Below are 20,316 nucleotides of genomic sequence, written 5' to 3'. Positions count from 1 at the left end.
CTTGAAGTCATGTATGCAACTTGCGCTGACTTTTTACCATCTTTAACTTGGACACCGCTTGAAGCGTATGCTTTGTCGACAGATTTAACACCTTTGACGTCTGATAAACGGCTTACATCAACATCTTTAAATGATGAATGATCATTTGTGTTTTTGTGAGAAATTTGAATACTGTTAGGATTTACTTGTGAGTAAATTTCGTGATTAATGTAACCGCGAATTCCATTACCTATCCCTAACATGAAGACCACTGAGAAAATCCCGATTAAACCACCAAAGATGATTAAAAGGTTTCGCTTGGAGTTGTACTTAATGTTATCCCAGGTCATCTTAACAATTGACTTGAATGATAGTGTCTTTGATTCTAGAGTTTCTTCTTTGCTTTCAGCATATTTTTCACGAAGAGTACGATCTTCGTCAATTTTACCGTCAGTCATGTGAACAACACGAGTTCCGTAATCAGCAACTTTTTCAGAGTGGGTAACAGTTAAAACTAATTTACCTTCTTTAGCGATGTTGTCTAAGATTTGTAGGATTTCAGTTGTGTTTTCTGGATCCAATGCACCAGTTGGTTCATCTGCGATTAACATTTCTGGATCGCCAGCTAAAGCACGGGCGATTGATACACGTTGTTTTTGACCACCAGATAATTGGTTGGGGAATTTGTTCATGTGATCTTCTAGACCCACTTTAGCTAATAGTTCCTTTGCACGAGCAACTTGTTCTTTCTTTGAAAGATTAGTCATTTCTAGTGGTACTAATACGTTATCCAAAATAGTTAAGTGACTAATTAAGTTGAAACTTTGGAAAATGAATCCAATGGTTTTACGACGGTATTCGTCTAGTTGTTTGTCAGTATCATGTCTTAATGATTCACCATTTAGTAAAACATCACCAGAGTATTTACTATCTAAACCACCGATAATGTTCATTAAAGTGGATTTACCTCCACCAGATTCTCCTAAGATGGATACCATTTCACCTTTTTCAAAAGATAAATCGATTCCTTTTAAAACTTTAAATTCATCTTTGCCAAGGTAGTATGATTTTTCGATATTTTTTAATTCTAAGAATGACATGTTTTTCACTCCTTATTCATAATTATTTTATTTGTAATGACTATTATAGGTATGATTTTGATATAAACAATCATCAAAATGAGTAAAAGTGTTGCATTTTGTCCTTAAATTCTTAAGAAAAGGTTAAATTGTCATAATTTGTAATATTCCTATATCATTCTTGAAATATTTGGCAGTTATACTGCAGGTATATAGCCAGTTAGAAATAGGAGTGTGGTATATTGATTAAGTTTAAATCAATATTGATGATGTTGATCACTTCAATCGGACTATCAGGAGCCGTCGTTGCAATGGGTAGCTATGCTACAGCGCACGCAGCAAGCACTGATAATGTTTACGACTTGTCAGAATGGCAAGGGAAATTAAGCGACAACAAAGCCAAGAAGTTAAGTAACGAAGTACCATTTGTTATTTTAAGAGTTCAATATGGTACAAGACATTATGATAAGACTTTTAATCATAATAAAGCGATGCTAGAAAAATATGGTGTTCCATATGGAGTATATTCATATAGTAGATATACATCAAATGCTAGTGCTGCTAGAGAAGCTCGTGATTTATATTACAGAGCGCCAAATGCTAAGTTTTATGTAAATGACTTCGAGTCTACTCATTTAGGTCGTAGCACAGCAAGAGCTGCTACCTTAAAATGGGTGCAAACCCTACGTCCATTAGTTGGTAACAAAAAGATTTTATTCTATTCTTACCAAAGTTTCATGAAGACTTACGCTAAATCAGCACTTAGTTCATACGATGGCTACTGGTTAGCTGCTTATACCAGACATGAACCTTCAGTTAGTCATGTTTTGTGGCAATACACTGATCGTTATTATTCTGCAGCCTTAAATAAAAAGGTTGATGCAAGTAAAATGAGACAAGATCAAAGTTGGTTTATCGGGGATGTGATTGTAAAAGCAAATAACTCCACTAATTCAACACCAACTACTCAAGTTCAATCACAACCATCAGCTCCAACTACTACTACAACTACATCAACAAATACTTCATCAAGTAGTACTCCTGCCATCCAAAAGATGGATACTAAGGTTATGACAATTGCTGCTAATGCAATGGATTCAATTTATGGTGATAATCAGGCAACATTACCAGTTGATAACACTATTAATTACCAAGGCAAACAATTCGCGATTGTTGCTCAATCTAAGTATAACGGCAAGACTTACTATGAAGCTACATCCGTATATAGCGGAGGCGTGGTTGGATGGATCCCTGCTGATGCATTCAATAAATAATAAGCAAATTAAAAGCATGGCAATGAGCCATGCTTTTTTAATGCCAAAAATTTAGCTCAGTAAAAAACAAAAGAACTTAGCGGGATAGCTAAGTTCTTTTGTTATGTGGAATTATAGATAATTATGAATAAAAATATGGAAAAGCAATTTGCTTTATTAGTTAACATTGGGATAAAGCTAACTTGGGATTTCTCCCAACTGCTCCGGCTGGACTCGAACCAGCAACCATCGCATTAACAGTGCGCTATTCTACCATTGAACCATAGAGCAATAAATAAAGGGGTGTTAATAATTCGAACTGATTTTCTATTGAAAAGGGGTTGAATATCAGTTCCTGCAATTAGAAAGATACCGTATCGTTAACATCTCTAATTATGTTGAGTGAATAATCACTCAACTGCTCCGGCTGGACTCGAACCAGCAACCATCGCATTAACAGTGCGCTATTCTACCATTGAACCACGGAGCAAAAATGAGAGAAAAATGTGAGTAGTCATTTTTCTTATAAAACTAATAACATAAAAATTATGCAGTTAATATGTGCTACCAAATCAACGTTTGAGGGTTAATTTGGTAAAAATGTAACTTGATGCTATGTCTTTGTCATTGACTATAATAATACACTATTATTAAAAAAATACAACCTTTTTTCATCAAATTTTAATAAAAATAAAAATATGTTGACAAAACACCTTTATATTAAGGTTTATCGTCGACATATTTTTTGGTTATTCTATCATTTGATCTAATTCTTTTACGAAAATAGGAGTCCAACCATAACGATATCCAGCACATGTAGGGTGAGTATCATCTAACATGAAGCTAGGATTTTCTTCGTTCATTTTCTTTAAAGTCTTATTGTTCCAAATATCAATAATTGCGAAGTGCCATTTCTTTTGTAGTTCGAATAATTTATCTCTTAGAAATTCGTAACCAGGTTCTGGTTTTCTCAAACAAGTATAGAAGACTAATGGGCAATCCCATTCTTCTTGGACAGTCGCAGCGATGTATTCGATTGCGCCGATTGTAGTTTGGGTATCGAAGTCATTAGGGTCATATGACTTACTGATGTTGCCTATGTCGATACCATTTCTTTGATCGTTAGTAGATAGTTGGCAGGTGAATAAGTCATAGTGAGCGTCTTGGCTCAAATTCTTTTTCATTCGACTTACGTAAGAATTGTCATTAATATCCGCTAAAGTAGTTCCGCTAACGGCTTCTTTAATTGCGTGAACGCCATGTTCAACGCGTAAGAAGTCAACAAAAGAAACACCTTTAGAAGCTAACCCAGCAGTTACAGATGAACCTAAGAAAACAATTTTTTTACCGTTAAGGTTGCCATCAACAAAGAAATCACGAGAGGGTCTATAGATTTCACTGTTAGCTTTTCTAATATCAATGCTTTTTTTAGATACCTTCATTAAGGCAGCACCTGCCGCTGTAACTAATGCAGTTTTAATAAACCCGTATTTCAATGCGCTTAACTCCCTTTCAATTATTATCTATAACCAATTTTACTAGCATTTTGGGTGCGTAACAATTAATCGTGGGAAACTTAATCAATATTTAAACATTTATATCAATCCTTAACATTTCTATTAAAAAGTTTGTGATAAAAGTAGATAACTGATCATATTTATCGGAATAAAACATTCTTTTTAAGGGAAGTATAAAAATCAATTTCTAGAATTAATAGGAATATTATTATATGAAGAAAGTGATTTTAATTTATTGTGTGAAAAGATTAAAAAAGTTTTAGTATTTTGTAAATATTGCTTGCTAAATAATCGGGCAAAAGGTAAAATATTGGTTGTAAAGTAATGTGATAAATATCACAAAGTTAAATTATAGAAATATTATATAAAAATTATTAGGAGGCCACACTAATGAAAGTTATCGTAGTCGGTTCTTCACACGGTGGATACGAAGCCGTTCGTGGAATGCTTTTAGAAAACCCAGAAGCAGAAATTCAATGGTATGAAAGAGGAGATTTCATCTCATTTTTATCATGTGGTATGGAATTATACCTAGAAGGTACTGTAAAGGATGTAAACACAGTTGCATATGAAACTGTAGAAAACGCTGAAAAAGATGGTGTACATGTATTTGTACAACAAGAAATTGCAAGTATTGATGAAAAGAACAAATCAGTTCATGTTAAGAACTTAGCTGATGGTTCAGAACGTGATGAAAGCTACGATAAGCTAATCTTAGCTATTGGTGCTACTCCTCGTCGTTTAGACATTCCTGGTAAAGACCTAGAAAACCTATACGCTATGCGTGGTCGTAACTGGGCAATCAAGCTAAAACAAAAGATGGTAGATCCTGACCTAAAACACGTTTTTGTTATCGGTTCAGGTTACATTGGAATCGAAGCTGCTGAAGCTTTTGCTAAAGCAGGTAAGGAAGTTACTATTGTAGACCACAATCCTCGTCTATTAGGTAACTACCTAGATTCAGAATTTACTGATAAATTAACTCAAGAATTCAAAGAAAACGGTGTTAACTTCGTTGGTAGCGTAAACGTTGCTGAATTCGTTGGCGAAGACGGTAAAGTTAAAGCTGTTAAGACTGACCAAGGTACTTTTGATGCTGAATTAGTTGTTGAAACTGCTGGGGTTATTCCAAACACTTCATTAGTAGAAGGTTTATTAGACCTAGATGAACGTGGTCGTATCAAGATTGACGAACACCAAGAAACTAGTGTTAAAGATATTTACGCTGTTGGGGATGCAACTAAGGTTCCATATGCACCAACTGGTGAATTATCATCAATTGCTTTAGCATCAAACGCTCGTCGTCAAGGACGTACTGCTGCTGCTAACGCTGCTGGAAGAGAATTAAAGATGACTGCTGTTTCAGGTTCATCAGCACTTTCAGTATTTAACTACCACTTTGCTTCAACTGGTGTTAAACAAGACACTCAAGAAAAATGTGGTGTTACTAACGCTCAATCAGTGTTAGTAGAAGACTGGGCAGTTCCAGCATTCGTTTCAGAAGAAGCTGGAAATGCTAAGGTTTACTTCAAGATTACATTTGATCCAACTGATGGTCGTATCCTTGGTGGTCAAATCATGTCAACTAGAGATGTGACTGCAAACATTAACACTATCTCATTTGCAATCCAACAAAAAGCTACAGTTTATGACTTAGCTTACGCTGACTTCTTCTTCCAACCTGGATTCGATCGTCCATGGAACATTATGAATGATGCAGCTCAAGAAGCCGTAAGACAACTTAACAAGTAATTTTAAAAAGATGGAATGATTTCCATCTTTTTTTGTGCACATATATTGACACCGTGTCACCTAGGCTGTAATATATTAAAAATGACACGATGTCACTTAGTCGAAAAGGAGAAAAGAATGCCAACAACAACGTTTTTAAACTTAAATGAAGACAAACAAAATCAAATCTTTCACGCTTTGATTAAGGAGTTTTCTCAATATCGATTAACGGAGGCGCAAGTAGCCAGAATCATTAATGACTGCTCAATCGCTCGTGGTTCATTCTATAAATATTTTGAAGATATTCATGATAGTTATCGCTATGCTTTAAAAAGAGTCTTGAAAGAAGTTCACTTTGATGTTTTCCAACAAATCAGAGCGGAAAAGCAAAATTCACTACAAGCTTTTTATGATGCAACCACTTCTTTTATTGAAGATTTGAAAGGAACCCAATATGAATTTTTTTATCAAAAGTACGTTGTCTATAATCAGTTTGAGTTAAAGCATAAGGAATACGATTATCGCAAAATGCCTGAAGAATATTTAGTGCTGTTAGTTGATGGGAGACCAGTAAGTGATAAAGAACAAATTATCATCACTTACAAATGGGCAACTAGTGCTGCACATGAAACAATTAGAAATGTACTCAGCGGTGGTAACCAAGAACAGTTATTTAGTGACTTCGCTAGTCTTTTGAAATTATTGAATAAGGGATTAAGAAATAGGGGATAGTAAGATGTTTTTATCAATTCAAGAAATTAAAAAGAATAAATTAAGATACAGTTTAATTTGTTTAGTAATTATCATGATTGCATACTTAATCTTTATTTTGACTGCATTAGCCAACGGGTTAAGCAATGCTAATCGTCAAGCAATCGATTCTTGGAACGCAGAAAAAATCGTTTTAAATGCTGATGCGAATGGATTATTAGATCAATCGACAATTACCAAAAAACAAGCTAAGCAATATCCAACTAACAAACGTGCCGACATTACGCAAATGAGTGCGAATGCCCAAACACTTAAGGATGATAACAAGGTTGGTTCACAAATTATTGGTTTAAATAGAAATCAATTCATTTATAAAGATTTAAAAATTACTTCAGGTCGCACATTTAAACATGCGTATGAAGTGGTTGTCGATGATAGTTTAATCTCACAAGACCATTATCGTTTGGGCGAAAAAATTAAGTTTAGTAGTAATGGTCACCAATTTAAAATCGTGGGAACAGTTAAAAATAATCAATTAAATGTTGCACCAGTAATTTATGCGAGCGCACAAAATGTGCAATCAGAAAAGTTTGGCAAAAACGATCAAGCGATGATTAGTGCAATTATTTACAGAAATGACCCTAAGAAGACGGTTAGTGGGACTCAAGTAATGGGAATGGAAGATTTCATTCAAGACATTCCGGGATACAGTGCGCAAAATTCAACTTTTGAATTTATGATTGTCTTCTTGCTACTAATTACACTAGTAGTGATTTCAATCTTCTTATATGTATTAACAATGCAAAAAATACCATATTTCGCAGTAATGAAGGTACAAGGGGTATCCAACTTCTACCTTGCAATGAATGTCATCTCAAATGCACTTATTTTGGCTGTTGGTGGTGTCGCAATTAGTGCACTACTAACATTCCTAACTGCAATTTCAATGCCAGCTGCTGTACCAATGACATTCGATCCTGCATTAATGATATTTGTATCGATTATGATTATTTTAATGTCAATCATTGGAGCATTAATTCCAATGAGAACGGTCACTAAGATTGACCCAGCAACTGCAATGGGAGGGATTTAATAATGGCTACAATTGAATTAAATAACGTCAATAAAGTTTTTGGTGTCGACGAAGCTGCTACTAAAGCGTTAAGCAATATTAATTTTTCTGCTAATAAGGGTGAAGTTATCGCTATTACCGGACCATCTGGTTCGGGGAAATCAACTTTCATGAAAATTTTAGGTGGTATTCTTTCTGCCACTAGTGGTGAAATTATGATTGATGGTGCTAACTATGGGGACATGAACGCTAAACAACAAAGTCGCTTCAGATTAGACCACATCGGGTTTATCTTACAAGCATACAACTTATTACCTTACCTAAAGGTCAAAGATCAATTTAGACTAGTGGATAAAGTTAAAAAGTCAGGGAATTTGACCGTTGATGAATGTAAACAATTAGTCGCTCAATTGAAAGTGACTGATTTAATGAACAAATACCCAGATGAACTTTCTGGTGGGCAACAACAAAGAGTGGCGATTTTAAGAGCGCTTTACACTAACCCAGACATTATCTTAGCGGATGAACCCACTGCTGCTTTAGATGGTCAAATGGCGATTAAATCAATGGAAGTATTACAAGAACTAGCGCATAAACAAAATAAGACAGTCATCGTGATTACCCATGACGCTAGATTATTGAGTTATGTTGATAAAAACTATCGAATCGTAGATGGACAAGGTGAATTCATCGATACTGATGATGCAGTTTTAGTATAAAAAAGAAGATAGGCACAATGCCTATCTTCTTTATTTTTGATGTTGTTGTTCAACGTGATTAGTAATATCGTTGTAGAAACGTTGTTCTAGTGAAGAAGAACCAGAACTCTTGAATGCTTGCCAACTACCGACTAAATCAATGCTGAAGATGGTGATTTTATCATCAACTAAAAATTCTTTTTCTAACGTAGATTTTAAATCTTTAACGATTTCTTTAGTACGATCTAAGACTTCGAATTCTTTTTCGTTAATGAATGAAGATTCGAATTCTTTTTGGTACTTGTTTAAGAAGTTACTCATTACTTCTTGTAGTTCTTCATCGTATTTTTCGATGAATTTACGTTTACCATCTTCGAATTTATGGAAACCATCATCAACTAGAAATGATAATTTAAACCATTCAGTATATCCGTCTCTGGAATCCTTGTAACTTAAATCAGGATCGTTAAATTCATTAAACATTTCATTTACTAGTGCAATTGCCATGATGGTTAAACTCCCTATTCTGAATAGTATTTTATATCTACATTATATACTAATATTTTCTCCAAATGACTTCAAATAAAAAAACATTTATCCAAATAGATAAATGTTTTTCAATTACTTTTTGTTTTGAATAGCTTGAATTTCTTTATATTGGTTTTGCATCCATGAGATGTAAGTTGGTTCATCACTTGGTTTAGTTTCAGTCACAGAGACTACTGGCACATTGTTTTGCTTAGCTAGTTTAACTAAGTTAGTGACAGTCTTGCTGTTAACTTGCTTGTTATATACGAAGAAAGCTAATTTATGGTCTTTAATATCGTTTTGAATTTCACGAATACTCTTAGGGGATGGATCGTTATCCTTTTCAGTGGCTTCTTCAAATGATTTATCAGAAACGGTGTAGCCCATGTTAGATAGTGAATAATCAAAAACTGGTTCTGAAACGGCTACCGGCTTGTTGATTTTATTCTTCTTGATGTCAGCAAGTTGAGTGTTGAGTACTTTTAGCTTATCGATGTATGCTTTGGCGTTATTTTCGAAATCTTTTTTGTGATTAGGTTGTAACTTGGCAAACTTAGCAGCTAATTCGTTGGCTAATTTTTCCATGGTAGCAACGTTGTACCAGATGTGTGGATTATCACCGGTCTTTTTACCCATTAGGCTACCAACGTTGATTGAATCAACATTTTTGTTACTACCTAATAGCTTTTGTGCCCATGAGTCGTAACCTAAACCATTATAGATAACTAAGTTAGCTTGGTAGACGTTCTTAGCATCTGAACTGGCAGGGTTAAAATCATGTGGATCAATGTTAGGGTTATTGATGATTGAAGTTACTTTACCGTATTTTCCTAAAACATTTTTGGCAACTTCGCCATAGAAGTTAACTGATGAAGTGACGTGGATACTCTTCTTAGCATCGTTCTTGCTGGCTGAACATCCAGTTAAGATTAAGACGAATGTCGCGATGAAGACGATCAAACTAAGCGCTTTAATTTTTTTCATAATTTCCTCCAAATAAAAAATATATCTAATTCTGTTATATAACAAATATAGTTATATAACTAAAATAGATATATGTCAAGAATAAACCTTTTTAATCGTTAATATGTGTTTTTAATGTTGCTAGTAGTTGTGAAACATGGTTATCGCTAAGTTGATAAATGCGTTCTTGGCCATCTTTTTGGCTGTAAACTAAGTTAGCATCAGCTAATATTTTTAGATGACGAGAAATATTAGGTTGAGAAGTTTCAAAGTAATTCATTAAGTTGGAGACATTACTTTGTTGATTATCTTCTAAGTAATAGAGGATTTGAATTCGTAGTGAATTATCCAATGCCTTAGTAATCATATGTAGTTTTTTGTCATTTATGATCATAATTTCCTCCGCGTTAGTTGATATATAAATTATAACGTTAAACGCTTGAAAAGAAAAATTATTCCAATAAATATTTACTATAAAATAAACGCTAATTAATTGAGTAATTATATTGCAAAATAAAAAAATAGATTTATTATTAATGGAGAGGAAACAAAAGGGGGATATTTTAAAATGAAAACATTGGTTTTTGGTCATCGAGGGGTACCAGATTTGTATCCAGAAAATTCACTACAAGGATTTCGTTATGCGCTGTACCATCACATTGATGGACTAGAATTTGATGTTCATTTAACAAAAGATAATATCCCAGTCGTTATTCATGATGAACGCATTGATCGTACCACGGACGGACGTGGCTTGGTTAATAGCTATACTTATGAAGAATTATCACAATTTTCACTTGAAAATTATGAACGCATTCCTAAGTTAGAAGAATTATTAGCACTAATTGAAGGACGCGACGTATTAGTTAACCTAGAATTTAAAACTGATAAAATTCATTACCCTAATATCGAAAAAATCGTTGTCGATATGGTAAGCAAATTTGAATTGTTACACCCAGTGATTTATTCATCATTTAATTTGTCATCAGTCAAAATTGTCCAACAACTAGTAGATGACGCGCAATTTGCATATCTAACTGACCGCAGAGTGGATAATCCAAAGGAATTCTTGTTAACTAATCACTTGGATGCATTGCATCTTCAATTTTTCCAACCAGATATCGAAAACAAAGAAAGAGTGTGGACAGTTAACGGATCACTACGTTTACGTTTCTTAATTAAACACGGTGTGGCGGCTGTCATTACTAATAATTTTGAACGCGCAATGAAGATTCGACAAAGCGTTGCAAATAAAAAGGTTAACAAAAAAAGATAAGAAGTGTTAGAATACTTTTATTCTACTCATGGAGGCTATACAATGGCACTTACAACTGCTGAAATGTATTTTTTAATTACCAGTAAGTCCAAAGATAGTCGTGTAATGTTGAAAAACGTACGTCTACGCGCCTATTTAGTAGACAGTTGTTTATTAGATTTAGCAGCTGCTGGAGTAATTAAATTAAATGAAGATAACCGCATTGAAATCATTGATGCATTACCACATAAACTATATTTCTTAAATTCATTTATGGATTTAATTGAAAGAAATAAAGATGCTGATGTGGACACAATGATTGCGAAGTTATTGCAAAATGTCGATGTAATGAAACATACTTACATGGCATTAGGTGAACAATTCTTTGAAGGTGGACACGTGCTAGAAAAGAAAAAGGGATTAGTGCATAAGGTGAGAACCTTCGTCCCTAAGTCACAAACTAACCAAGATATTATTGATGAAATCTATGATCAAATGATGGGTTCTGCACCAATGACAGTAAATGTATACTGTTTGGCTAAGATGTTAACCATTAGTCGTCAATTGAAGTTATGCTTCAAGAGTCGTGAACGTCGTGCAATTGCGTTACGCATGGCACATTTAATGGAACATCCAGAATTCGCTCATATTCAAGACTTGATTGATGAATTTGGTGTTCACATGCGTAAAGTGTCAGCACTAGTCGCAAAAGAACAACCAGCATCATATATGAATCGAACTAAAATTAATACAATTTAAAAGACCCAGCCAAAATGGCTGAGTCTTTTTTGTTATCCTTTGAATTCTAAAATGAACTCTTTATCGTTAGTCTGTTTGATTTTAATATTCCAAAGTGGTGTAAATACGATCCCATCATCGTATTCAACTACTAGTTGTGCATCGTCATATGCTTTGCCGCCCGCATTTTCAGCTAAGTATTTTACAAATAAGATGGCGTCTCTTTTTTGATCAAAAAAGGGTAGCATATGCTCTTGGTAGTAGATGGTGTAACCATGAAAAGTGATTTGAGGCATTGAATTCTCCTAGTTTAAAAGTCAGATTTTAGTTCGTAATGTGTTGCATCGATTTCTTCAATGGAAACATAGTCGCCACCATTGGGATGAAACGTTAATTCGTCGTTATCGATGTCGACGGCTAGCAATAAATCGCTGCCAGCTATGAATGCCAGTCTTTCGTTACTTTTGTCGAAATAACCGTCAATTTGATTATCGTCGTATCTCAAATGGTACTGTCTGATTTGAACTTCTCTCATTTAGCTCTCCTTGCCCTAAACGGGTTGGTATTCGTTGGCGATGATGTGGTATGTCTTATCATCGGCTTTTTTAATGGTAACGCCATATTGTGGTAGCAATACAAGACGTTCATTTTTGAATCTAATTTTGATTCTAACTTCACCATCTAACATAAAAAAGGTTAACCCTTCGTCGTTGTTGGTATAAGTAGAATGGTCAGGATTAAACAAAAAAGTGTAATCCATAAATTGCAATTTATCCATTGTAATTTCCTCTCTATTTATTAGACATGATGTTAACATGTTATGTCTAATTACTCAACGGCGATTAGGTTAACCTTGTTGGTGCCATCAATTTCATTGATATCATTCATTAAGTCATCGACTGAACTGTCAATATTACTTAGTTCTAATGAAATCACGACGCTGGCTGAATCGTTAATCGGAATGTTTTGGTTAATAGTTAAAATGTTGGCGCCACGATGTGAAATCGCGTTTAACACTTGGGATAAAATCCCACTCTTATGATCTAGTAGAAAAGAGATAACTGCTTTGCGTTGCCATGAAGATTGTTGGGCTTCATATACATAATCTTTATATTTATAGTAACTGGCACGACTGATACCAACTGCTTTAACGGCCTCACTAACATTCTTAACTTCACCGTTGTCAATCATCTTACGAGCTTCAATTACTTTCCCAAAAGCTTCAGGTAATAAAGAGTCATCGACAATATAATATTTACTAATTGTCATCACCGCCTAGTTCATTATTTCTACGTTTTTAATTTTTAAATCAATTCTAACATTATTTACAATTTTATCACGATTATTCTATAAGTTGCCAACCATCGATAGTGTATATAAGACATTAATATATATTAGGTAATAATATGATTTTTATTTCTTGAATGACATTTACTATATTGTTAATTATGAAGTATGGTTCATGTTTTTTTACCAGCTATATTATCTCTGAATTGTTTTCTACCAAAACATGTTTTCAAACATATAAATAATAGCAATAAAAAACACCTAGTGGTTAACTAGGTGTTGTGATTAATACCAATGGTGTTGTTGCCAGAACTTCTTAGCGTTTGACCATGAACCGTAACGACTTGCAACGTATTTGTTAGCAGTTAGTTCTTGGTTTTTCTTTGAGTGGTCACCGTGTAGGTAACTAACGTCTAGTTGGAACTTACCGTAACAGACACCGTTTTTTGCGTAGTATCTGTTTGATGATTCATGGAATGAGATCCAACGTCTAGCAGCGATATCTTTTTTGCTTAGACCTTGTTCAGCAACGTGTTGCCAGTTTACTGAGGCACTTGCTGAAACGTTATTTTTAGCAATGTTGAATGCGAATAGAATTAAAAGTGATGTAAATGCGATTACTGAGAATTTGATAAAAGTTTTGGTAATTTTATTCAAAATAAAATCTAACTCCTTTTGTTTTTAATACTTCGATTTCTTTTCTATGTTTAATACTATATCGAAGTAATATATCAAACGCGTTAGTGCAACTTTACAGTTATATTATTAAATATTACATTCTTGCAACAAAAGACATAAAAAGGCCGCTATATCAACGATATAGCGGCCTTTTTATGATTATTCTTTAGTGATTTCGTCCATATCTAATCCGATTGCATTGGCAACTCTAGTACCATAATCATGATCAGCCTTGTAGAACATTCTAGTTTCTAGGACTTTGTTTTCATGGTTTTCGATACTACCTAAACGACTGGCAATCGTATCTACTAAGCGCATTTTTTCTTCTTCAGAGTAGATGTTATATAGTGCACCTGCTTGTGAGTATGGGTCATCATCATAAGTCTTGTAGTTGCCCACTTGTCCAGAAACATCATAAGCATGGATATGTGCATGTGGATCTTCACGAGGACTATCTTTTTCAGTTGGTTCGTAGTTAACAGAACCATCTTGTCCTTGTGCCATGAATCCATCACGAGCATAGTTATGAGCACCATTCTTTGGACTGTTTACTGGAAGATGTTCATAGTTAGCACCTAAACGGTATCTAGCAGCATCTTTGTAAGCAAATAGACGACCTTGAAGTAACTTATCTAATGAAGGTTCGATTCCTGGGACTAAGTTAGCAGGAGAGAATGAAGCTTCTTCGACATCGTCAAAGTAATTAGCAGGATTTTCGTTTAATACGAATTCACCAATTTCTTGTAGTGGATAATCTTTATGTGAGACAGTCTTAGTAACATCAAAAATATCGTATTTGTAATTTAATCCTTCTTCATATGGAATTAATTGAACGCAAACCTTCCACTTAGGGAATTCACCGTTCTTAATTCTGTCATATAGGTCTTGGATTAGGTAATCGGTGTTTTCTGAAGCCACTTTTTGGGCTTGTTCTTCAGTCATATTCTTAACACCTTGTTCTGAGATAAAGTGATATTTAACCCAGAATGCTTCACCTTTGGCATTAACCCATTTAAATGTGTGAGAACCATAACCATTCATGTTGACATAACTGGATGGATTACCACGATCACCCATTAAGTAAGTAACCTGATGTAATGATTCTGGAGAATGGGCCCAGAAATCCCATTGCATATCTTCTGAACGAAGATGGGTAGCAGGATCTCTTTTTTGTGAATGAATGAAATCAGGGAACTTCAATGGATCATTAACGAAGAAAATAGGGGTGTTGTTTCCAACAATGTCGTAATTTCCTTCATTAGTATAAAATTTCATTGCGAATCCACGCACATCTCTAATGGTATCAGGGTAACCTAATTCACCAGCCACTTCTGAAAAACGAATGGTTAGTGGAGTTTGCTTACCTTCTCCATTAAATAAATCAGCCTTAGTGTAGTCACTCATATCTTTAGTTAAAGTGAAGACACCTTTGGCACCAGCACCTTTAGCGTGAACAACCCGTTCTGGAATTCGTTCGCGGTTAAAGTGTGCAAGTTTTTCAATTAATTGGTAGTCTTGTAATAAAACAGGGCCACGATTTCCGGCAGTTAAAGAATGATTGTTATCTGCCCATGGTTGACCTTCATCAGTAGTTAATTTATTAGTCATGGTCATTCCCCCTCTTGGTTTAATACAAGGTCATTTTAAACCCATTTGGTTGAAATCCATAATACGATGGTTATAATTTAATAAAATTTTAAAAAAGATTTGAAAACAATTAGATTTTCAGAGTATAATAAGATTGTTTCTTATTTTAGAATGATTATAAATTACGAAAGAGGGTATCAATATGCCATTTGATCCAACAGATGCACAAGATGTGTACAAAGATGCTGGTAAAAACGTATTATTTACAACTTTAACTATTAATAAAAGTAATCCTGATGAAGACCGTGAAAAGGTGGCCGAGCTAGTATCGAGAGAACAAGCAATCTTACGTTCAATGAATATTAGATACCCAGAAGAACACTTAAAAGTATCTTTTGGTTTTGCTAATTCAGCTTGGGATTACCTATTTGCTGATTACAAGAAGCCACAAGAATTAGAAGACTTCCAACCAGTCAAAGGACCTAAATATACCTCACCAGCCACTCCAGCTGATTTATTTATCCACATTCGTGCGAATTCAGAAGCGGTCGTATATGAAGTAGCAAGTCAAATTAGAAATTACTACCGCGACTTCACGACTGTCCAAGATGAAACCAAGGGATTCAGATACTTTGAAGGCCGTGCGATTATCGGTTTTGTTGATGGAACCGAAAATCCAGAAGTACAAAAGGCGTCAGCATACGCGATTATTGGGGATGAAGACCCTGACTTTGAAAATGGTTCATATGCTTTCGCGCAAAAATACATCCATAATATGGATGCTTGGAATGCATTAAAGACTGAAGACCAAGAAAAGGCGATTGGACGTAAAAAGTATTCTGACTTGGAATTAGAAGATGACGAAAAGCTAGAAAATGCTCATAACGTTGCTTCTCAAGATAATGATGATGGAATCGAACACAAAATCGTTAGAATGAACGTGCCATTTTCTAACCCTAGTGAAGGCACTACTGGAACTTATTTCATTGGCTATGCTAGACACTGGAGTGTTACTAAACGCATGCTAGAAAACATGTTTGGCCAATCAGATCGCTTGTTAGATTTCTCTAATCCAGTGACTGGAAATATGTTCTTTATCCCATCTCTAACAACCTTAGATCAAATTGTAGAAGATGAATTACCAACTAAATAATTAACCTAAAAGCATTGATTAGAAATCGATGCTTTTTTATTTTGATTTTACGAACGATAACTTAATTTTGTATAATAATCTTTGTGAAATTTTTATTCACAAGTTTTCACAAAGAAAAAAACATACATTCGGTGTATAACTAAAAAATCGAATGACTAGATGATGTATATTTTTTATTGATATATCAAGTAATTATGCGATTTTTAAGTTATTCACCCATTGTGGATAACTATGTGGATAAAAGTGTGGAAAAGAAAGTTCCACGCTAAATTGACACCTTTAAAACGTTGATACTATAATGGTTTGAAGATGTTACACACTTATTTTTGACTTATTCACAAATGTGGATAACTAAGAAAAATCTTGACAATTTTTGGACAATATTAGTAGTAGTTGTGACTACTGACAGACACTAAATATAGTGGTTATAAAAATCGAAAAAGGAGATTTCACAAATGAATATTAAATTTGTTGTGGTTGGAAAATTAAAAGAGAAGTATTTTAAAGCCGGAATAGAAGAGTACAGTAAGCGTTTATCACGTTTTTGTAAGTTTCGGATTATCGAAGTTCCAGATGAGAAAGCGCCCGAATCGCTTAGTGAGTCTGAGATGAACGATGTGATGGATAAAGAAGGAACCAGAATTTTAGACAAAATTGCCGATAAAGAATATGTTTATGCATTAGCGATTTTAGGTAAAGAACGCTCATCAGAAGAATTTGCCAAAGAAATTGATCAATTAGCAACCTATGGTCATTCTGATATCACTTTCGTCATCGGTGGATCGCTAGGTTTAGCGCCAAAAGTGCTAAAAAGAGCTGATACACAAATTTCGTTTGGTCGTTTCACATTACCGCACCAATTAATGCGTTTAGTGCTAACTGAACAAATTTATCGTGCTTTTATGATTAATGAAGGAAGTCCATATCATAAGTAAATTTTTTTGAGCATATCTAACTCTAGTTTTTAAAAAATGGATATAATTATAATTGTTTATTAATAATTAAAGAGAAGAGCTGATTATATGGGTATTAAAAAGGCTAATGATAAAGCAGAATTCAAGAAGGTAATCGATGAGAATGGATATAATGAAGTCGCTACATTTTTAGTATATCCACATGGTAATGATGAAAGTAGAAAGCCCAAAAAACGTGCTTTATTATCTAAAAATGATATAAATAGTAGCGAGTTTTTTGAATCAATTAATACAGATAATGGCTTCATGTTTGTTGGTTTAAATTATGCTGAACGAGACTCAGCAGATACTGACGATGAAGTAGACACAACTATCTATCAAACCTATCATGACATCGGTCCTAAGTCTCATGACATGTCAATTTATTCCAGCATTCACGATACTAAAGCTTATGGTAGTTTCGCGATGGACATTTTAAATAAATTCGTTAAAACCGAAATAAGTGAATCATGGATTAATACTATTTCAAAGGAATTATTGGCTTTACCTAAAATGAAGGCTGAAAAGATATTCAATATGAATGATATTGAACCCTTTGACCCATACGAATTCAAGAAAAAATTTTCAGCTCGTTCTGAGTCAGCTAAAGTAGTTGCCAAAAATTTTGAAGAACTTGAAAAACTTGAACAACTGGAAAAAGAATATAAAAAAGCAAATAAAGATACCAGCGAAATTAAAGAAAAGAAAGCACCATATAAAAAGGTTATTAATGAATATAATAAAGCTGTAACAGTAAAAGAATTAACCAATAGATTCATTAATGTGGATGCACCAGCTTTTGCTGCTATCGTTAATTTATTGGATCCTAAATGTTTAATTTGTTTTGGTAAAAAGACATATATTCTTGCCGATGCAGTGGTAAAAGCGTTTGACTTGAATGTCGATGTTGAACAAATAACGCATTATTCTTTTACCGGAAAAACAGGAGTTTCTGATATCACTAAATATAAAAGAGACGAAGTTTTAAGGGTGATTGAAAAATATTAATTAAAAAACTACGATATTAATCGTAGTTTTTTTATGCTTGCATTTTTGAATCATGTAATATATAGTTTACATATGGAATATATATATTACCTAAAATGAATTAGGAAGTGCATATCTAATGAAAAAAATATTAAGCAAAATTATCGAATATGAATTGGGTGTTCCATCTAAAAGGGATGAATACCAACAAAATGTCTTATACGAAAGTGGTTTTATTGCCTTTGGATCTTATTTTATATTTAGTTTTATTGAATTTTTGGTTGCTGGATGTATCTTTTTAAATTCATCTTCTGAAAACTTTTTATATAACTTATTAGCAGTCATATTATTGATTAACTTGTTGGCTATGTCAGTAACATTAGCTTTTCTAAAATATAAAGTACGTAAAAGTAAAATTGACTTAATTGATGTAACTAATGAACAATCATATGAAACATTGGTAAAAAAGGCTAAACGTCGTGGATTGAATTGTGGAATATTGTTTTTCGTTTTGGAAAAAGCAATTGTTATCTTTGGTGGTCCCAATAATGCCGGTAACACCATTGCGGAGAGAGTGTTAAGTCCATGGAATAATGTAATGTTGCTAGTTTTTGCTGTGATTTGTGGCTTTGCTGTATATATTACTTTAAAAAATAAAATTCAAAAATAAAGACGCTGCGAGGGGTTATCTTGGAAAATCGAGTTAAGGAAATACGAACCAAATTGAATATTCAGCAAAAAGATCTGGCGCAACTAGTTGGGATTTCTCGTCAAACTTTAAGTTTGATTGAAAAGGGCGAATATAATCCCAGTTTAAAACTATGCGTTAGTCTAGCTGAAGAATTACAAACAGATTTAAACACACTATTTTGGCATTAGGGAGATGAGGATATGAAAGAAACGTTCTTTATTAAAGTGGTTAAATGGTATTACGGAATCAATAGACCTTTTGATGAGTATTCTGAAAAAGTGGTCAATGAAGCCGGTAATAAGGTGGCAGTCGGCCTAATTGCTTTTCTACTGATATCATCTTGTTCATCAATGATATTAATCAATATATTGAATCCGTACAATGTTTTAAGCGGATTGATATTTATGGATTTAATCGCAATCGTTGTAGCATCTGGTTATATGGGAAGGCTAATTAAGAAGCATGGCTTCGACTATTATGAATATGATAGTAAAGATGAAAGAAATGCTTGTGTAAAGAATTATATATTTTCAAACATGATAACTTTGATCTTCATGTGGGTTTTGTTATACACGTCAGCATTGTGGTGGAATAATGTTGGTGTAATTTTCTTCTTTTATTTTGTTGTATGCAATGTCGGAATTATTATTGGAATGTATGAAGATTATCGTCGTAAATTTAAAAAAGCATAGAGCGAATGCTCTATGCTTTTTTAGTTTTATCTAGAATGTAATTAAATAGATTGATCAATTGACCTACGAATAGCACTGCTAATAATGTACCAATTCCGATTGATGCAATTCGATGTAAAAATACCAATCCTAAGATTATAGTAATGACGATCATAGATGCATCAAAACTAAATTTCATCATTCCAAAGGGCTTGTTTAACTTTTGGCTAATGACGTTTACAAAGCCATCGGCTGGAATCAAAACGAAGTCAGCTTTTACCATCATGAAGATTCCTAATGCGGTACAAATAATTGCTAATAAAGTAACAGGGATACGTTCACCGAATCCTTCTAGTGGGATCTTTTTTAAACCAACTGTAATGCCGTAAAAATCAACTAACCAACCGAATACAAATGATAGTACTAATTGTAGTAATATCTTGATTTGAACGGTACGTAAGATAATCATTTCGACGATGACTAAAATCACGAAAAAGATAGTTGTCGCGTGTCCTAATGTTGTATGAATGATAAAAGATAATGTTTGTGGCACGGAAACTAAAGAACTAACTCCTAATTGTCCACATGCAAATAAAGTAGTTCCTAGCGCTAAGATATTTAGACCGATTATGTATAAAATCGTGCGCCATAAAATAATATGTTTCAAAATTTTCATCTCCAATTTTTTTAAACCATAATATCTAATATTTCATGTATCCAAATTAAAAGCAAGAAAAAAAGCACTCACTTTTAGTGAGTGCTTTTTATTAACAGATTATTTAACT

Annotated in this window: 25 protein-coding genes and 2 tRNA genes; 13 read left to right on the top strand and 14 right to left on the bottom strand. The window is 33.8% G+C overall.

All coding sequences use genetic code 11. The features are described from left to right. Positions 1-1,079: ABC transporter ATP-binding protein/permease (locus M3005_RS04075; RefSeq protein ID WP_293793911.1), on the bottom strand; the 1,079-nt coding region annotated here is incomplete at its 3' end. 221 nt (positions 1,080-1,300) lie between these two features. Between M3005_RS04075 and M3005_RS04070 the strand changes: the two genes are divergently transcribed. Then, positions 1,301-2,332, top strand: a complete 1,032-nt coding sequence (locus M3005_RS04070) for a GH25 family lysozyme (RefSeq protein WP_293793908.1) — start codon at positions 1,301-1,303, stop codon at positions 2,330-2,332. Between the two features lie 198 nt (positions 2,333-2,530). Here the strand turns inward: M3005_RS04070 and M3005_RS04065 are convergent. The 3 genes from M3005_RS04065 to M3005_RS04055 all read right to left on the bottom strand — a co-directional run bounded on the left by M3005_RS04065 (position 2,531) and on the right by M3005_RS04055 (position 3,807). Continuing rightward, positions 2,531-2,602: transfer RNA gene (locus M3005_RS04065), tRNA-Asn, on the bottom strand. A gap of 127 nt (positions 2,603-2,729) precedes the next feature. After that, positions 2,730-2,801, bottom strand: a tRNA-Asn gene (locus tag M3005_RS04060). Positions 2,802-3,060: 259 nt separating this feature from the next. Further along, entirely contained in the window at positions 3,061-3,807 is a 747-nt protein-coding gene (locus M3005_RS04055) for an SGNH/GDSL hydrolase family protein (RefSeq protein ID WP_293793907.1), read from the bottom strand. A gap of 411 nt (positions 3,808-4,218) precedes the next feature. On the opposite strand from M3005_RS04055, the gene M3005_RS04050 reads away from it, so the two are divergent. From M3005_RS04050 to M3005_RS04035, 4 genes are all read left to right on the top strand, one after another. Further along, positions 4,219-5,580 (top strand): FAD-dependent oxidoreductase, encoded by a 1,362-nt coding sequence (locus tag M3005_RS04050; protein WP_293793905.1) that lies wholly within the window; start codon positions 4,219-4,221, stop codon positions 5,578-5,580. Positions 5,581-5,697: 117 nt separating this feature from the next. Then, complete coding sequence (locus tag M3005_RS04045) at positions 5,698-6,291, top strand: TetR/AcrR family transcriptional regulator (protein ID WP_293793904.1); 594 nt, start codon at positions 5,698-5,700, stop codon at positions 6,289-6,291. Positions 6,292-6,295: 4 nt separating this feature from the next. Continuing rightward, positions 6,296-7,363, top strand: a complete 1,068-nt coding sequence (locus M3005_RS04040) for an ABC transporter permease (RefSeq protein WP_293793903.1) — start codon at positions 6,296-6,298, stop codon at positions 7,361-7,363. A gap of 2 nt (positions 7,364-7,365) precedes the next feature. After that, complete coding sequence (locus M3005_RS04035; RefSeq protein WP_293793901.1) at positions 7,366-8,061, top strand: ABC transporter ATP-binding protein; 696 nt, start codon at positions 7,366-7,368, stop codon at positions 8,059-8,061. A 30-nt stretch (positions 8,062-8,091) separates the two neighbouring features. Here M3005_RS04035 and M3005_RS04030 read toward each other — a convergent pair whose 3' ends face one another. From M3005_RS04030 to M3005_RS04020, 3 genes are all read right to left on the bottom strand, one after another. Beyond that, a complete protein-coding gene (locus M3005_RS04030; protein WP_293793900.1) occupies positions 8,092-8,547 on the bottom strand; it encodes a hypothetical protein in 456 nt (151 codons plus the stop codon). A gap of 114 nt (positions 8,548-8,661) precedes the next feature. Then, entirely contained in the window at positions 8,662-9,552 is an 891-nt protein-coding gene (locus M3005_RS04025) for a metal ABC transporter solute-binding protein, Zn/Mn family (RefSeq protein ID WP_293793899.1), read from the bottom strand. Between the two features lie 91 nt (positions 9,553-9,643). Continuing rightward, positions 9,644-9,925 carry an ArsR/SmtB family transcription factor gene (locus M3005_RS04020; protein WP_187291409.1) on the bottom strand — a complete coding sequence of 94 codons (282 nt, stop codon included), beginning with the start codon at positions 9,923-9,925 and terminating at the stop codon, positions 9,644-9,646. A gap of 174 nt (positions 9,926-10,099) precedes the next feature. Here M3005_RS04020 and M3005_RS04015 point away from each other — a divergent pair, with 174 nt between their 5' ends. Continuing rightward, a complete protein-coding gene (locus M3005_RS04015) occupies positions 10,100-10,807 on the top strand; it encodes a glycerophosphodiester phosphodiesterase family protein (RefSeq protein WP_293793898.1) in 708 nt (235 codons plus the stop codon). A gap of 42 nt (positions 10,808-10,849) precedes the next feature. After that, positions 10,850-11,545 (top strand): GPP34 family phosphoprotein, encoded by a 696-nt coding sequence (locus tag M3005_RS04010; RefSeq protein ID WP_293793897.1) that lies wholly within the window; start codon positions 10,850-10,852, stop codon positions 11,543-11,545. 32 nt (positions 11,546-11,577) lie between these two features. Here the strand turns inward: M3005_RS04010 and M3005_RS04005 are convergent, their stop codons facing one another. The 6 genes from M3005_RS04005 to M3005_RS03980 form a co-directional block, all read right to left on the bottom strand. Beyond that, entirely contained in the window at positions 11,578-11,820 is a 243-nt protein-coding gene (locus M3005_RS04005; RefSeq protein ID WP_293793896.1) for a hypothetical protein, read from the bottom strand. 14 nt (positions 11,821-11,834) lie between these two features. Next, positions 11,835-12,059: a hypothetical protein gene (locus M3005_RS04000; RefSeq protein ID WP_293793895.1), complete on the bottom strand. Its 225-nt coding sequence runs from the start codon at positions 12,057-12,059 to the stop codon at positions 11,835-11,837. A 15-nt stretch (positions 12,060-12,074) separates the two neighbouring features. Continuing rightward, a complete protein-coding gene (locus M3005_RS03995; protein ID WP_293793893.1) occupies positions 12,075-12,302 on the bottom strand; it encodes a hypothetical protein in 228 nt (75 codons plus the stop codon). Between the two features lie 50 nt (positions 12,303-12,352). After that, entirely contained in the window at positions 12,353-12,787 is a 435-nt protein-coding gene (locus M3005_RS03990; protein WP_293793941.1) for an ACT domain-containing protein, read from the bottom strand. A 309-nt stretch (positions 12,788-13,096) separates the two neighbouring features. After that, a complete protein-coding gene (locus tag M3005_RS03985) occupies positions 13,097-13,468 on the bottom strand; it encodes an aggregation-promoting factor C-terminal-like domain-containing protein (RefSeq protein WP_293793891.1) in 372 nt (123 codons plus the stop codon). A 180-nt stretch (positions 13,469-13,648) separates the two neighbouring features. Continuing rightward, the gene (locus M3005_RS03980) at positions 13,649-15,097 is read right to left on the bottom strand and encodes a catalase (RefSeq protein ID WP_293793889.1); all 1,449 of its coding nucleotides are present in this window, start codon (positions 15,095-15,097) and stop codon (positions 13,649-13,651) included. 181 nt (positions 15,098-15,278) lie between these two features. Here M3005_RS03980 and M3005_RS03975 point away from each other — a divergent pair, with 181 nt between their 5' ends. The 6 genes from M3005_RS03975 (at position 15,279) to M3005_RS03950 (ending at position 19,552) form a co-directional block, all read left to right on the top strand. Further along, a complete protein-coding gene (locus tag M3005_RS03975) occupies positions 15,279-16,229 on the top strand; it encodes a Dyp-type peroxidase (RefSeq protein ID WP_293793887.1) in 951 nt (316 codons plus the stop codon). A 455-nt stretch (positions 16,230-16,684) separates the two neighbouring features. Continuing rightward, positions 16,685-17,164, top strand: coding sequence for a 23S rRNA (pseudouridine(1915)-N(3))-methyltransferase RlmH (gene rlmH / locus M3005_RS03970; protein ID WP_293793886.1), 480 nt, complete (start codon positions 16,685-16,687; stop codon positions 17,162-17,164). An 87-nt stretch (positions 17,165-17,251) separates the two neighbouring features. After that, entirely contained in the window at positions 17,252-18,190 is a 939-nt protein-coding gene (locus tag M3005_RS03965; RefSeq protein ID WP_293793884.1) for a hypothetical protein, read from the top strand. Positions 18,191-18,308: 118 nt separating this feature from the next. After that, positions 18,309-18,839: a DUF3278 domain-containing protein gene (locus M3005_RS03960; RefSeq protein ID WP_293793882.1), complete on the top strand. Its 531-nt coding sequence runs from the start codon at positions 18,309-18,311 to the stop codon at positions 18,837-18,839. Continuing rightward, on the top strand, positions 18,836-19,048 hold the full coding sequence (locus M3005_RS03955) for a helix-turn-helix transcriptional regulator (protein WP_148562083.1): 213 nt from the start codon (positions 18,836-18,838) through the stop codon (positions 19,046-19,048). Before M3005_RS03960 ends, M3005_RS03955 begins: the two co-directional genes overlap by 4 nt. 12 nt (positions 19,049-19,060) lie before the next feature. Next, on the top strand, positions 19,061-19,552 hold the full coding sequence (locus M3005_RS03950; protein WP_293793880.1) for a DUF3278 domain-containing protein: 492 nt from the start codon (positions 19,061-19,063) through the stop codon (positions 19,550-19,552). A gap of 10 nt (positions 19,553-19,562) precedes the next feature. Here M3005_RS03950 and M3005_RS03945 read toward each other — a convergent pair whose 3' ends face one another. Continuing rightward, positions 19,563-20,198 (bottom strand): YczE/YyaS/YitT family protein, encoded by a 636-nt coding sequence (locus M3005_RS03945; RefSeq protein WP_293793879.1) that lies wholly within the window; start codon positions 20,196-20,198, stop codon positions 19,563-19,565. Positions 20,199-20,316: the final 118 nt, after the last annotated feature.

Source organism: Apilactobacillus sp., from assembly GCF_025290035.1.
Lineage (GTDB): Bacteria > Bacillota > Bacilli > Lactobacillales > Lactobacillaceae > Apilactobacillus.
This window is presented reverse-complemented; position numbering and strand designations above follow the sequence as displayed.